Annotated in this window: 15 protein-coding genes; 10 read left to right on the top strand and 5 right to left on the bottom strand. The window is 37.3% G+C overall.

All coding sequences use genetic code 11. The features are described from left to right. The first annotated feature begins 108 nt into the window (after window positions 1-108). Genes accD through MNY28_RS02685 form a run of 7 tightly spaced genes read left to right on the top strand, consistent with a single transcriptional unit; the run spans window position 109 to window position 5,482 of the window. Window positions 109-954, top strand: coding sequence for an acetyl-CoA carboxylase, carboxyltransferase subunit beta (gene accD / locus MNY28_RS02715; RefSeq protein WP_151900192.1), 846 nt, complete (start codon window positions 109-111; stop codon window positions 952-954). Between the two features lies 1 nt (window position 955). Further along, window positions 956-1,519 carry a thiamine phosphate synthase gene (locus MNY28_RS02710; protein WP_151900193.1) on the top strand — a complete coding sequence of 188 codons (564 nt, stop codon included), beginning with the start codon at window positions 956-958 and terminating at the stop codon, window positions 1,517-1,519. Beyond that, entirely contained in the window at window positions 1,516-1,974 is a 459-nt protein-coding gene (locus MNY28_RS02705) for a 23S rRNA (pseudouridine(1915)-N(3))-methyltransferase RlmH (protein ID WP_151900194.1), read from the top strand. The genes MNY28_RS02710 and MNY28_RS02705 overlap by 4 nt, the downstream gene beginning before the upstream one ends. Window positions 1,975-1,987: 13 nt before the next feature. Then, the gene (dksA, locus tag MNY28_RS02700) at window positions 1,988-2,338 is read left to right on the top strand and encodes an RNA polymerase-binding protein DksA (RefSeq protein WP_151900195.1); all 351 of its coding nucleotides are present in this window, start codon (window positions 1,988-1,990) and stop codon (window positions 2,336-2,338) included. A gap of 11 nt (window positions 2,339-2,349) precedes the next feature. Next, a complete protein-coding gene (locus MNY28_RS02695) occupies window positions 2,350-3,369 on the top strand; it encodes a hypothetical protein (RefSeq protein WP_151900196.1) in 1,020 nt (339 codons plus the stop codon). Between the two features lie 2 nt (window positions 3,370-3,371). Beyond that, on the top strand, window positions 3,372-4,328 hold the full coding sequence (gene dusB / locus MNY28_RS02690; RefSeq protein ID WP_151900197.1) for a tRNA dihydrouridine synthase DusB: 957 nt from the start codon (window positions 3,372-3,374) through the stop codon (window positions 4,326-4,328). Next, complete coding sequence (locus MNY28_RS02685; protein WP_151900198.1) at window positions 4,328-5,482, top strand: hypothetical protein; 1,155 nt, start codon at window positions 4,328-4,330, stop codon at window positions 5,480-5,482. Before dusB ends, MNY28_RS02685 begins: the two co-directional genes overlap by 1 nt. Before the next feature lie 4 nt (window positions 5,483-5,486). Here the strand turns inward: MNY28_RS02685 and MNY28_RS02680 are convergent, their stop codons facing one another. From MNY28_RS02680 to MNY28_RS02670, 3 genes are read right to left on the bottom strand one after another with little or no spacing between them, the layout of a single operon-like run. Then, a complete protein-coding gene (locus MNY28_RS02680) occupies window positions 5,487-6,389 on the bottom strand; it encodes a hypothetical protein (protein ID WP_346388825.1) in 903 nt (300 codons plus the stop codon). Beyond that, window positions 6,386-6,700, bottom strand: a complete 315-nt coding sequence (gene fliN, locus MNY28_RS02675) for a flagellar motor switch protein FliN (protein WP_151900200.1) — start codon at window positions 6,698-6,700, stop codon at window positions 6,386-6,388. The genes MNY28_RS02680 and fliN overlap by 4 nt, the downstream gene beginning before the upstream one ends. Beyond that, window positions 6,693-7,118: a chemotaxis protein CheX gene (locus tag MNY28_RS02670; protein WP_346388824.1), complete on the bottom strand. Its 426-nt coding sequence runs from the start codon at window positions 7,116-7,118 to the stop codon at window positions 6,693-6,695. The genes fliN and MNY28_RS02670 overlap by 8 nt, the downstream gene beginning before the upstream one ends. Before the next feature lie 105 nt (window positions 7,119-7,223). Between MNY28_RS02670 and MNY28_RS02665 the strand changes: the two genes are divergently transcribed. From MNY28_RS02665 to MNY28_RS02655, 3 genes are read left to right on the top strand one after another with little or no spacing between them, the layout of a single operon-like run. Next, a complete protein-coding gene (locus tag MNY28_RS02665; protein WP_346388823.1) occupies window positions 7,224-7,955 on the top strand; it encodes a sulfite exporter TauE/SafE family protein in 732 nt (243 codons plus the stop codon). A gap of 7 nt (window positions 7,956-7,962) precedes the next feature. Further along, entirely contained in the window at window positions 7,963-10,791 is a 2,829-nt protein-coding gene (uvrA, locus tag MNY28_RS02660; protein ID WP_346388822.1) for an excinuclease ABC subunit UvrA, read from the top strand. A gap of 29 nt (window positions 10,792-10,820) precedes the next feature. After that, complete coding sequence (locus MNY28_RS02655) at window positions 10,821-11,741, top strand: manganese-dependent inorganic pyrophosphatase (RefSeq protein WP_151900211.1); 921 nt, start codon at window positions 10,821-10,823, stop codon at window positions 11,739-11,741. Here MNY28_RS02655 and MNY28_RS02650 read toward each other — a convergent pair. After that, window positions 11,738-12,148 (bottom strand): hypothetical protein, encoded by a 411-nt coding sequence (locus MNY28_RS02650; protein WP_230973317.1) that lies wholly within the window; start codon window positions 12,146-12,148, stop codon window positions 11,738-11,740. The two genes, MNY28_RS02655 and MNY28_RS02650, sit on opposite strands and share 4 nt — an antisense overlap. A gap of 105 nt (window positions 12,149-12,253) precedes the next feature. Further along, window positions 12,254-13,927, bottom strand: a complete 1,674-nt coding sequence (locus tag MNY28_RS02645; RefSeq protein WP_346388821.1) for an AMP-binding protein — start codon at window positions 13,925-13,927, stop codon at window positions 12,254-12,256. Between the last annotated feature and the right edge of the window lie 89 nt (window positions 13,928-14,016).

Raw genomic sequence — 14,016 nt, 5'->3', positions numbered from 1 at the left:
TTGATGAGTAAATCTGCCTTTCTTCTGAAAAAAATATTTTCAAAAATTCTTTAAAATCAACATTAATTTGCTATAATAGAGTCTATTTATATAATTTAAGGATTTTTTTTGAATTTACTAAACCTTTTTACAAAAACATTTGACAATAAACAACCGGAAAAAGCCGAAGCAGGGTCTCATTGGATTAAATGCAAATCATGTCACTCTCTTATGTACTACAAAGAAGTTGAGAATCAAAACTACGTATGTCCAAAATGTGGGTATCATATCCGTATAGGTGTAAAAGAGAGACTCAATATGCTTGCAGACGAGGGAACATTTGTAGAGTATGATGCTTCATTGGAACCTGTGGATCCGTTGAAGTTTGTTGACAAAAAACCTTATAAAAAACGTCTTGAAGAAGCCTATGCAAAAACAGGAAGAAAATCATCAGTAGTAAGCGGTGAATGTAAAATGAACGGGGTTGATGTACAGCTTGTCATTTTTGATTTTGCTTTTATGGGCGGTTCTTTGGGCTCAGTTGAGGGTGAAAAAATTGTTCGCGCGGCTGAGAGAGCTATTGAGAAAAAGCAGGGTTTGATCATACTCAGTGCCTCAGGTGGTGCAAGAATGCAGGAATCAACCTTTTCACTGCTGCAGATGAGTAAAACTTCGGCGGCACTGGCAAAACTTTCCAATCACAAACTGCCTTTTATCTCTGTGCTTACGGACCCGACGATGGGTGGGGTGAGTGCCTCTTTTGCCAACCTTGGTGACATTATTATAGCTGAACCGGGAGCGTTGATCGGTTTTGCAGGACAGAGAGTTATTGAGCAGACTATTGGTTCAGAATTGCCTGAGGGATTTCAAAGAGCTGAATTTTTACTAGAACACGGTTCCATTGATATGATTGTCAATCGAAACAAGTTGAAAAAAACCCTCTCTGATATGCTGACTTTACTGAAAAAAGACTGATATGAGACTCTATGCGTTATGTGATCAGGACATGCTTGATAAAAAAGGAATTTCTTTAGAATCCTTTATAGGTATTGCAAAAAAGAAGAATGCTGAAATTATACAATATCGAAATAAAAATGCAGACATCGCTTTTATTAAAGCACAATTGATAAAAATCAGAAAACTTTATGACGGTTTTTTGATAGTGAATGATGCCTATGAGCTTGTTGAATTCTGCGATGGTGTGCATGTAGGGCAGGAAGATCTTAAAGCTATAGATACAGATGTATTCAAGGCAGTCAAAATTTTACGAAGTGTTATAAATGAAGACAAAATTTTAGGTATTTCAACGCATAATGAAGAAGAAGTTTTGCAGGCAAATGCAATGGATTTAAACTATATCGGACTTGGCGCATACAGAAATACTGATACAAAAAAAGATGTATCAAGCCTTCTTGGAGATACCCTGGATACCATTGCCTCAAAATCCAGACACCATGTCGCTGCTATAGGCGGTGTGAAACTTAATGATTCATTTGAACATGTAACATACAATGTAATCGGGAGCGGCTTACTCCAATGAATATAGAAATCGTCTCTATAGCAAAAAGAGAAAAAACACTTTACGATCCGCTGTATAAAGAGTTGACAAAAATGATATCAAGGTTTGCAACTGTAAAAGATACGGAGATTTTTTCAAAAGATGTAACAAAAGCACACACAATTTCCCCACAGGCCGCTCAAAAAGCATATACCAAAGCTTTAGAAGCTTATATTGGGAAAGATTTCTGTATAACTTTGCATCCAGATGGAAAACTAGTAGACAGTTTTGAATTTAGTAAGCTTCTAAATGATAAAATGTCTGTAAAATTTTTTATAGGCGGAGCATATGGTTTTGAAAAAGATTTTTTAGACCAAAGCAATGCTGTTGTCAGTTTAGGCAAAATAACAATGAGTCATAAAATTGCCAAGGCGGTTTTATTGGAACAGATCTATAGAGGTTTTGCTATACTGAGCAATCATCCATATCATAAATAAAAGGGAAATATAAGTGCAAGCAAGTGAGTTAAAATATTTTAAAGAGTTACTACTGAGTCGAAAAGAACAGATAGAGAAAAACATTCAGGGTGTCCGAACAGAACTAAGTGAACTGAGTTCGTTAGATTTAAATGATGAAGGCGATCATGCTTCGGCAAATAACAATTCTATGGTAGAAGGTGCTATAATAGAGCAGCAAAAGCAGGAATTGGATGAGATTGAAAAAATACTCTCTAAAATTAAAAACGGTGGTTATGGTGTTTGTGAAATGTGTGAAGATGAAATAGGATTTCAAAGACTGAAAGTAAAACCGCATGCTGCATACTGCATTGACTGTAGAGAAATAGTAGAAAAATCTAAATAAAGGATTGGAGAATGTATATTAAAAGGTACACAGTAGCTGCATTGGTTTGGATGGGACTTGTCGGTTGGTATGTTTACGCATATGTAACACAGGAAAGCATGAGTATAGATCTGTTTGGCATTCCTATGCCGTCACTCTCTATTGCTTTATGGGTAATCATACCGATATTTATCCTATACCTTGCAAGCGTGGCACATATGACATTCTATTCAATTATCGGTAATTTTCGATTACGTAAATATGAAAAAGATTATGAAAAACTTATTAATGCTGTTATTGATGCCTACCTGGGAAAAAAAGAGAGAAACTATACATTTAAAACCGATAGATATACTCTATTGGGAACGCTTTTGCAAAATAGTGAGATGCACCCGGTCGGAGAGATTATAGGAAAAATAAATAACGAAAAAATTGAAAAAGTACTGCGTATTATTCAAGATGTCAAAAACGGTGAAGTTGTGGATCTTAAACCGTACAATTTACCGTCTGACAATGAACTTGTGATACAAAACGAAAGAAACAGATACAAAAAAGGTCAGATAAGTGCAGAAAATATTCTGGCAAACTGTACCAAATATGATGACAGTATATGTAAAGAGGTTTATGTGGATTATGTCAAAACCGCACCATTGAGCGGTATTGAAAAATATAAATCCTTTTTAACAAAAGAGGCTTTACATGTAATCCTTTCAAGAATTAATGCTGATGAAAATATTTTGAAAATCAGCAATGAAGTACTTATAGATTTATTTAAAAAACTTGATCTCAGCAAGAAAGACTATATTGAAATTTCTTCGATTCTATCTAAAGGCGGTATGATTCCGGAACAGAGAATAAAACTTTTTGAAATATTGTCTGAAGAAGATGAAGATGCTGTGGATGCGTATCTTTATACGCTTTATGACCTTGAAATGATAGCACCGGCCAATGCTATTCTTGACAATTCTCAGCCTGATGAGTATCAGAACTTTAAAGCCTATCGTGCGCTTAAAGAGTGTGGACAAAACTTTAGTATAGATATGTTTCTGTAATAATGAAAAAAACAAAACTCTCCTTTGACAAGCCATTATATGTATTAGCCCCATTGGCGGGTTTTACTGATCTTCCTTTTAGAAGTGTGGTGAAAAAATTTGGAGCAGATTTGACTGTCAGTGAAATGTTGAGTTCAAATGCTCTGGCCCACGGTTCACAAAAAACACTGCATATGCTGGAAAAATCTTCTTTGGAAGATCCGTATTCTGTACAAATTGCAGGTGCTGATGTTGATATTGTACGTCGTGCGGTTGAAATACTAAACGAGCAGGATGGAATTGACATTATTGATCTGAACTGTGGTTGTCCTGTACCCAAAGTTGTGGGTCACGGCAGTGGCAGTTCTCTTCTTTTGGACCTTCCTCTGATGGGAGATATAATAAAAACTATTAAAAATACTTCCAATAAAAATATGACCAGTGTTAAAATAAGATTGGGCTTTGAAAAGAAAAATCACGTAGATATTGCAAAAGTTGTGCAGGACAGCGGTGCAGATTTTATTGCAGTGCATGGAAGAACACGAACCGGCAAGTTTAAAGCAGCTGTTGATTATGATGCAATAAGAGAGATAAAAGAGGCTGTAGATATCCCGGTGATTGCCAACGGAGATATAGATTCTTATGAAAAAGCCAAATGGGTGCTTGAACATACTGGTGCTGACGGGGTTATGATAGGTCGCGGTGCAGTAGGGGCTCCGTGGATATTTCATCAGCTTAAAACCGGTGCAGAATCTATCGAACAGAGTCTTAAACATGAAATTATTATGGAACATTTTGACAAAATGATAGAGTTTTACGGACAGCATGGTGTTGCAATGTTTAGAAAGCATACCCATACCTATTCGAAAGGCTATCGAGGTGCATCAGTTTTGAGAAATGAAGTAAACTCAATTGATGATATAGCAACATACCGTTCAGTCATAGATGACTTCTTTAAAAACAGTGAGATGACACTCTGATGTTAGAAATTTCTCCGGCAATTAAAAATTTAGAAAAAGAAGACATAGCGGATAATTTACTCCATTATGTTTATAATACAAAACATTTACTCTCTTTAATTAAAAAAGGCATCGAACTGGATGATCCTTCCTATTTGAGTTCCTACCGTTCCTTTGAAGGGGAAGTGTATGAAAATTTTATTTATGAGAAGCTTTTGCGTTACGCCCAGGAGAATGACTATATAACAAAATTTGTACTCAAGGGTTTTCATCAGGGAAAATGCAAAGCCTATGCAAATACTCTTTCCATCAGCGAGAAAGAACAAATAGTCTACAGAACAAAAAGCCGTGAAATCAGTGAATTTGATGCAATGTTTTTGACAAAAAACAATGAACTCTATTTTGTTGAAATGACACTGGTAAAGTCTGTATTGAAATTGCGTCGCAGACTGAGAAAGAAAAAAGCACTTTTGGAAATTATCTTTCCAAACTACACAATCAAGTCATTAATTATCTTAAATGAAGGTGCCACAGGTGCCAAGCAGTTCCCGTCATACTGTAAAGTATGGTTTACAAAAGAGTTCTCGGCTGCAGAAGTTTTAGAATATATTACAAAACTCGACAAACAAAAACTTTTGCCAAAAGACAAAATAAATTCCAAGAAAATGATAGAAGCACACATGCTGAAACTTCATCCGTTCAGGTATTATAATACCATGAGCTGGATTACCAAAACAATACGTGCAAATAAAAAATATGTCATAGATATGAATTTCTTGATGACTGAAAAAGTACAAAGATATCATGATTTATACAATAAATTTTATGTCGGTTTTTTGACTGTAAAAGATATGAAAAACATACTGCAGTTAAAAGAGGGTGAATATTCGCAAGAACAACGGGTAGTTGTTGCATTGGAAAAGAAACATTCTGATGAGATTGTAGTGACGTACTACATACAGACAACCCGTAAGAATCTTTATCTGTACAGTTTTAATGACGGGAAAGTTGTGAAAGAAAAAAAAGATCCTTACGGAATTACTGTAACAGAAGTGTTTCATATCAATAAATTGATGAATGAGAGCTATTTGTTAAGTATATCTCAGGTCAATACAATTAAAAAACTACTGAAAGAACGTTTTAAAAGAGAGAGTCAAAAACCAAACGTAAATTAGTTTTTTACTGCATTTCATAGGCTATGTTTGCAGCTCTTTCTTTGTATGCCTGAAGAGGTTCCTGCTTTTGTGATGTTTGCGATTTACCTAAAAATTTTTCTAAATCTTCATGTCTGCTTTGTAAAATCTCATCAAACTCCTTTTGGGATGCCGGCTTGTTATCTGTAAATTTGTCCAGAAGTATATTGCCGTTACCCATCAGAACCAGGTAGCTTTGATTGCCAAAGTCAAGCATAACAACACTGTTCTTCTCATCTATGGCTTTTTGAAACCGTATACTGACATTTTGTTCTGTCATATCAGTGTTGTCATTTTGTAAAGGGGATTTTTTTGTGTCTTTAAAGAGCCAGTTGTTATTTGATGTTTCCGTATTAGCAGGGAGAGGTTTCATTTTTTTCTTGATATATAAAAGTATAAGAATTCCAAGGATTAAAATAGCAACTACAATATAATAACTTGAAGACATTGTATCATCTTTTTTTGTCGGCAGTGCACTGAGTGAATTTACAGAAGAGGATGATGCTTTTTTAAAAGTTGATGATTTTACAGCTGTTTTGTTTGTAAAGCGCAATCTCAATCCGTAGCCGTCAGATGTTTTTGAAGCAATAAGTTTTGTTGATGGAGATATAGAAGCAACAATCAGGGTTTCACTGTTAAGAGGTGTGATAGTCAATGAGTGTAAATACTGGGAAGAGACTTTTTTTATTTTTGGTGATTCTATCGTGGCATCTTCAAGTTTTATGATGATTTTTGATTTACTGATACTCTGCTTTATCTGCCCGGTGTAAGGTGTATCAAAAGTAATCATGACATCGGCTCTGTCAGTTCTTTCATAAATATTATAGCTTAAAATTTTTGAAGCATACAGGGAAAACGGCAGAATAAAAAGTAATAAAATTTTAATCATAATCTCTCTTTTGACAGGTAGTAGAGTACAGCACTTGAATCCAGCACTTCATTGATACGGATAGCGAGGTTTTTTTCGTAAACCATCACTTCTCCTTTTCCTATAATACGTCCGTTGACATAAGACTCAACACTCTCTCCTGCCGGTTTTTTTAAATCGATAATAGATCCTTTTTCAAGCTTTAAAACTTCTGCAACACTCAACTCGGTCTCTCCCAGATCAGCAATAAATTCAACTTCCATGTCTAAAATACCGGAGTAGTCCATCCATGAAAGTTCTTCTTGCAGGTCAAATTTTTTTGTATCAGGCATCTAATTCCTTAATGGCAATAATGAGTTCGGCATTGTCTATATGAACGACTTTGCGCTCATCAAAGCTAAAGTCAAATTCTCCGACTTTTGCAAAATGAGGCGTTCCCATTGTATATGAGATTCCAAGTTCTTCAGCAATGACTTTGGCGCTTCCTATAATAAGATTGGCAGTTTCAAGTGTCATCTCTTTGAGCGTCTCTTCATCACTTTTTTCTTCTTCTAAAAACAGTTTTGAAACTTTCTGCATAAAATCATTGTCAGAAGCTATATAGACCCTGTAGCGCTTCTGGTCTTGAGTTTGTACATCTATGTAAGCAATAAGTGTTCTCTTGTTTGTCGGGGCATCTTTTATTTCGCATGAAGCGCCGATTTGATGTATGCAAAAGTTTTCTGCTGCTTCTTTTAAGCTCTCTAGCATTATCTACCTTTCTTATAATTCATAGATTATACTTGAATGAAACACAAAGTAAAATTAAACTATTATTTATATTGGGGTATAATTCCAAAAAAGTTATGGATAATAATGATTGAATTAATCTTGCTTGGTACTTTTGTCGGTTTGCTGTCCGGGCTTTTTGGAATAGGCGGTGGAACAATTCTGGTGCCACTGCTGCTATTGCTTGGGTATGAAACAAAAATTGCCATAGGCATTTCGGTTATTCAGATGGTTTTCAGCTCTGTTTACGGCAGCTATCTGAATAATAAAAAAGGAACACTTGATGTCCTGATGGTTGTTATTATTGGACTTGGCGGTTTTACCGGTGCCCTTTTAAGCGGTAATATTACGGCAAGTTTCAGTGACCAGACCTTGGAAATGGTCTTTTTGGCATTTGCTGCATTTGCACTTATTCGCCTTTTTATGAAAACACATGACTATAAATACGAAAAGAAAGTAAACAAGGCAGTGCTTTTTGTCACAGGTTTTGTCATAGGGGCAATAAGCATGTCCATAGGGGTAGGCGGGAGTCTGATTCTTGTCCCTATCCTTGTTGGGTTTTTACATGTACCTTTGAAAAAAGCTACGTCAGCAGGACTGTTCTTTGTTGTTTTTTCATCTGTTTCGGGGTTGATATCGCATACACTGCACGGGCATGTGGATTATACAAGTGGAATCATTATAGGGTTGGCATCATTGGCAGGTGTGTATGCAGGCATACATTTAAAGCATCATATCTTAAATGTATCTCTGCAAAAAAAACTCTTAACTGTTCTTTATCTGATTATTGTAATATATTTGCTCTATAGAATTTTTTGAGGTATAAATGAAAAAAAAAGATGTAATTAAAATCACCGGCGCGCGAGAAAACAATTTAAAAAATATCAATTTGACAATTCCTAAAAATGAATTGATTGTGATGACGGGTTTAAGTGGGAGCGGGAAGTCTACTCTGGCTTTTGATACGCTTTATGCAGAGGGTCAGCGCCGCTACATGGAGTCACTCTCTTCGTATGCAAGACAGTTTTTAGACCGTGTAGGCAAGCCTGATGTTGATAAAATAGAGGGGCTCACACCTGCTATAGCCATAGATCAGAAAACAACCTCAAAAAATCCGCGTTCAACTGTCGGAACAATTACGGAAATATATGATTATTTTCGACTGCTGTATGCCCGTGTCGGTATTCAGTACTGTCATAAATGCGGCAAAAAGATTTCTCAAATGTCGGCTTCGGATATAATTGGCGAAGTTGCAAAGCTGCCTGAAGGAGCAAAACTTGTCCTGATGGCACCGCTTGTAAGAGAGAACAAAGGTGCCTACGCAGATCTGATTGAGTCACTTGTGCATAAAGGCTATGTCCGTGCTCAGATTGACGGTGTTATGGTACGTCTGGATGAAGAGATAGAACTCTCAAAAACAAAAAAGCATACGATTAAAGTAGTTGTTGACAGAGTGATTGTCAAAGAAGAGAACAAAGAACGAATCGCATCAGATGTGGAAAAAGCGCTCAAAGAAAGCTACGGCGAACTGGAAGTGGAAATACTCAACTATGAAGAACTCGGCTGCCCTCAGCATATTCACTATTCGGAACATAACGCCTGTTTTGACTGTAAAATAAGCTTTGAACCGCTTGAACCTTTGAGCTTCTCTTTTAACTCTCCAAAAGGCGCCTGTTCTGAATGTGACGGTCTTGGCATACGTTATGCACTTGATATTGACAAGATTATTGACAGTGATCTGAGTATTGAAAAAGGTGCTGTTAAAATTGTTTACGGTTTTAACAAAGGTTACTATTTTACCTTTTTAAAGGGTTTTTGTGCACATAATGACATTGACGTTACCGTACCGTATTCTGAATTGCCATTGCACCAGCAAAAAGCGATTTTACACGGTAATATAGATGAAGTAGAGTTTTTGTGGAAAAACCATAAAGTAAAAAGAATATTCCCGGGTATTATCCGTATAGCCTATGATATGCTTAAAGACGAAAAAGAACTTGCAGACTATATGAGTGAAAAGGTCTGTGATGTCTGTGGCGGGCACAGGCTCAAACGCGAATCTTTGGCAGTGAAAGTGGCTGATACAAAAATAGCACAGCTTCTCGAAATGCCGATTGCCAAAACCTATGAATTTTTTGCCAATGATGAGAACTTTTCCTATTTCGACAGACAGTCAAGAATGATAGCAGAGCCTATTTTAAACGAAATCAAAGAACGACTTTTCTTTCTTTATGATGTAGGACTTGGCTACATTACTTTGGGTCGTGATGCCAGAACCATAAGCGGAGGAGAAGCACAACGCATACGAATAGCTTCACAAATCGGTTCGGGACTTACAGGTGTCATGTATGTGTTGGATGAGCCGAGTATAGGACTTCATGAAAGAGACACCTTGAAACTTATCCGAACACTCAGAAGCCTGCAGGAAAAAGGAAACACCGTTATCGTGGTTGAGCATGACAGAGAGACCATAGAAAATGCAGACTTTATAGTAGACATAGGAAGCGGTGCGGGAAAATTCGGCGGAGAAGTTGTTTTCAGCGGTACACTCGAGAAACTGAAAAAAGCAAAAACACTTACGGCTGACTACCTCTACGGACGTAAAAAAATTGAGTATTTTTACAGACGTCCGCAGGAAAAATGGATAGAAATCAAAAATGTCACTATTAACAATATTGAAAACCTGAGTGCGAAAATTCCGCTCAACAACTTTGTCTGCATCACAGGAGTCAGCGGCAGCGGAAAAAGTTCTCTGATGCTTCAGACACTTCTTCCGACGGCAAGAGAGTTGTTAAATCATGCCAGAAAAGTCAATAAAGTAGCAGGTGTAGAAATAAACGGATTAGAGCATGTTGATAAAGTGATATATCTTGATCAAAGCCCGATAGGACGCACACCGAGGAGTAATCCGGCAACCTATACCGGTGTGATGGATGAAATCCGCAACCTATTTGCCCAGACAAAAGAGAGTCAGATTCGCGGATATACGGCATCAAGATTTTCTTTTAATGTCAAAGGCGGACGCTGTGAGAAGTGTCAGGGTGAGGGTGAAAACAAGATAGAAATGCACTTTTTGCCCGATATTATGGTCAAATGCGATGCCTGTGGCGGAAAACGCTATAACCAGCAGACTTTGGAAGTATTTTACAAAGGCAAAACCATCGCCGATGTGCTTGCCATGAGTGTGGATGAGGCTTTTGAGTTTTTTAAACCTATTCCTAAGATACACCAAAAAATGAAAACACTTGTAGATGTAGGACTTGGCTATATAACTTTGGGTCAAAATGCCGTAACGCTCTCAGGCGGAGAAGCGCAGAGAATCAAACTCTCAAAAGAGCTCAGCCGTAAAGATACAGGAAAAACACTTTATATTCTGGATGAACCGACAACAGGTTTGCATTTTGCCGACGTTGACAGATTGACAAATGTACTGCATAAGTTTGTCGAACTCGGCAACTCTATGCTCATCATCGAGCATAATCTTGATATGATAAAAAATGCCGATTATATTTTAGATATGGGTCCTGAAGGCGGCAGCGGCGGGGGACTCATAATAGCGGAAGGTTCTCCGGAAGTGTTGGCAAAGAACCATAAAAAAACAGGCTCTTACACCGGTGAATATCTTGAAAAAGAGTTAAAGTTACATAAAATATAGTATAATTCGCAAAAAAATAAAGGCTTAAAATGTCAGTATATGTTTTTGGACACAAAAATCCCGATAGTGACTCTATTGTTGGTGCTATCTCATTATCTTATTTAAAAAACCAAGTTGAAAAGGAAGAGTATATTCCTGCCCGTCAGGGTGAAATAACTGCTGAGACCGAGTTTATTTTAGATAAATTCGGCGGTACTCTGCCAATGCTCAAAACATCAGTGGCAGGTGAGAGAGTTTTTATAGTTGATTCTACCGACAAAGCACATTTTCAGGACGATATTGACGAAGCAACTATAATAGGTATTGCCGACCACCATAAACTGGGTGATTTGACTACGGATACGCCTCTTGAAGCATGGATTCGACCGATTGGGTGTTCTAACACGGTAATTTATGAAATGTACAGATGTTACGGTGTGGAAGTACCAAAAGAGATTGCAGGTTTAATGATGATGGCAATTTTAAGTGATACGGTTATATTTAAATCTCCTACATGTACCAAAGTCGATACCAAAGCGGTCAAAGAACTAGCAGAAATTGCCGGAGTAACAGACTATAAAAAACTGGCGATGGAGATGTTTATAGTAAAATCTGCTGTTGACGGTGCAAGTGCCCGTGATTTAAATACACGGGATTATAAAGAGTTTAATATGAACGGCACAAAAGTCGGTATCGGGCAGCTTGAAATGGTCGATATTTCAGTCTTGGAACCTCGTGAAGAGGAACTGCTTGAAGATATGAAAAAGATGAAAGAAGAGGGCGGACTGCATACTGTTTTGATTCTTTTGACAGACATTATGAAAGAGGGCTCAAAACTTTTGGTTGTGAGTGATGATGAGTCAAAAATAGAAAAAGCATTTGACATTAAACTCCAAGACCATAAAGCATGGCTCGATGGCGTACTGAGCCGTAAAAAGCAGGTAGTGCCTTTTGTGCAGCCTCAGTTTTAACTCTTTTTAGACTTGTTTGAATAGTGCGTTGCACTGACAATATCACCGATGATGGCGCGGTGATAGAGGTAGGGCTGTTTTATATTGCTTATAACATACCTGCCGCCGGATGTCGTGATTACTTCCAGTGTTCCAACATCAATTATTTTGCCAAATCTTTTACTGAAAGGCTTAATATAGATAGTTCTGATCTCTTCAAGGTTAATCGGAAAAATCTCTTTTTGTACCCGGCCCTTGAGAATAATAAGCCTTTTTTGTGTGAGCAGACAGTTGTAGGATTTTTTTTCTTTTATTTCATCCAGATGGACAAAAAAAGTGCGAATCATTAAAACAATACCAATCACACCTATTTCGTACTCATATCCTATAAACAGCAGAAGAGATCCCAGGGCATAGAGTTTTATCATAGGCAAATAAAACGTTTTTGATATTTCTGCCCGTACCAAAACCGATTCATCTTTGTGCAGAACCTTTTTAAAATTTTCTATGATATTTTCCTTTTGCGTTATTGTCTATTCTGTATAAAGATATCTTTTTATCTTTTTTGTCGGTGTTTTTACAAAAGGCTCAATCTGTTCTATAAATTTCTGAATTTTTGAAAATGAGGCCAACTGTGCATTGACCTCTATTCTCATATTTTCCAGGTAATCTGCAATTTTTTCTCTGACTTCATTTTCCGGCATATTATGAGCATTAAACATTTTATCTATAAGTTCATAGTCCAGGTGTACTCTTGCAACGAGTTTTCCGTCTTTTTCCATCACAAGGGAATCAAGAACCGCCTCATGTTGATTGATGATAGCCTCTATCTGTTCTGGATATATGTTTTCTCCACCGGGACCGATAATGACATTTTTACTTCTTCCGCTGATAAAGAGATACCCGTCTTCATCTATGTAACCCAAGTCTCCGGTATAAAACCAGCCGTCTTTGATAACCTCTTTTGTCTGCTCTTCATCTTTGTAATAGCCTATCATTACACTGGGTGATCTGGTTATAATCTCCCCTTCACCGTTTTGCGGGTTGGGATCTTTTATCTGCACTTCGACTCCGACCATCGGCAAGCCGGTAGAGCCTATCTTGATCGGGTAGCCGATTCTTCCTCCCGCTATAAGTGGAGATGTTTCGGTGAGTCCATAGCCTACAATGTATGGAAAGTTGGCTTCTGCCAAAAATTTTTCCACATAGGGAGAGAGTGCTGCACCGCCTATGCCGAAAAATTTGATCCGGCCTCCGAATGTTTCGATTAGTTTTTTTCCGGCAATTTTATTGAGCAGTTTGCGTATAAAAGGAATGGAGTAGAGTGTTTTTATAATAAACGAACCGGTAAATTTTGGCAATATTTTATTTTTGTATATTTTTTCTATGATTAGAGGCACACTGAGCATCATAGTCGGTCTGACGCTGGCGAATGCCTTGATAAGAACGTTGGGTGTAGGTGCTTTGTCGAGATATACAATGTCTGCACCATGTAAAATCGGCAGTATCATACCGACAGTACACTCGAGAGTATGTGCCAAAGGTAAAATGGAAAGAAAAGTATCTTCGGGTAAAATAGTTACGTTTTTATAGGCACTCATTGCATTGGTAACAAGGTTTTTGTGTGAGAGCATCACCCCTTTTGAGTGCCCTGTCGTGCCTGACGTATACAAAAGTGCCGCCATATCATCTTCTTTTGGTCTTGGAAGTTCTTTGGAAGCCATTTTCTGTGTCAGTTTTGCGATGTAACTGTGATTTGTCAACTCATCTATGAGTGTTAAATCATCAAGTTTTATAACAAACTTCATATTGGAATTATCCAGCTCTTCTATGGTTTGAAGATGCTTTTGTGATACAAAAACAGCTTTTGCCTCAGAGTGTCTGATAATGTGCTGGACATCAGAGGGATGAAAATCAGGAAGTATGGGAACGATGACACCGCCAAAATAGGTAACAGAAAAATATGCAACAGCCCAGTTAGGCATATTTTCACTCAGCAGGGCAACTTTATCGCCTTTTCTGACACCGTTTTTCTTTAAAAGTTTGATCATGGCATGTACATTTTCATGTAACTCTTCATAGCTCATAGGGTCCTGGTCAACTTTAGACAATACTTTTTTCGGTCCGTACAGCTCAACTGACCGTTTTAGCAAACTTGGCAGTGTGTAGTCCTGCATATTTTCATAAGGGTAGGTAATATCTGTCATAGTTCATCTTTTATCTTTATTTGTTATTTTATTATACAGAGTATTTCTTTAATGTAAAATGTAGAGTGATTAAATATACAATTAATTTT

The organism is Sulfurimonas sp. NWX367 (genome assembly GCF_039667065.1).
Taxonomy (GTDB): domain Bacteria; phylum Campylobacterota; class Campylobacteria; order Campylobacterales; family Sulfurimonadaceae; genus Sulfurimonas; species Sulfurimonas hydrogeniphila.
This window is presented reverse-complemented; position numbering and strand designations above follow the sequence as displayed.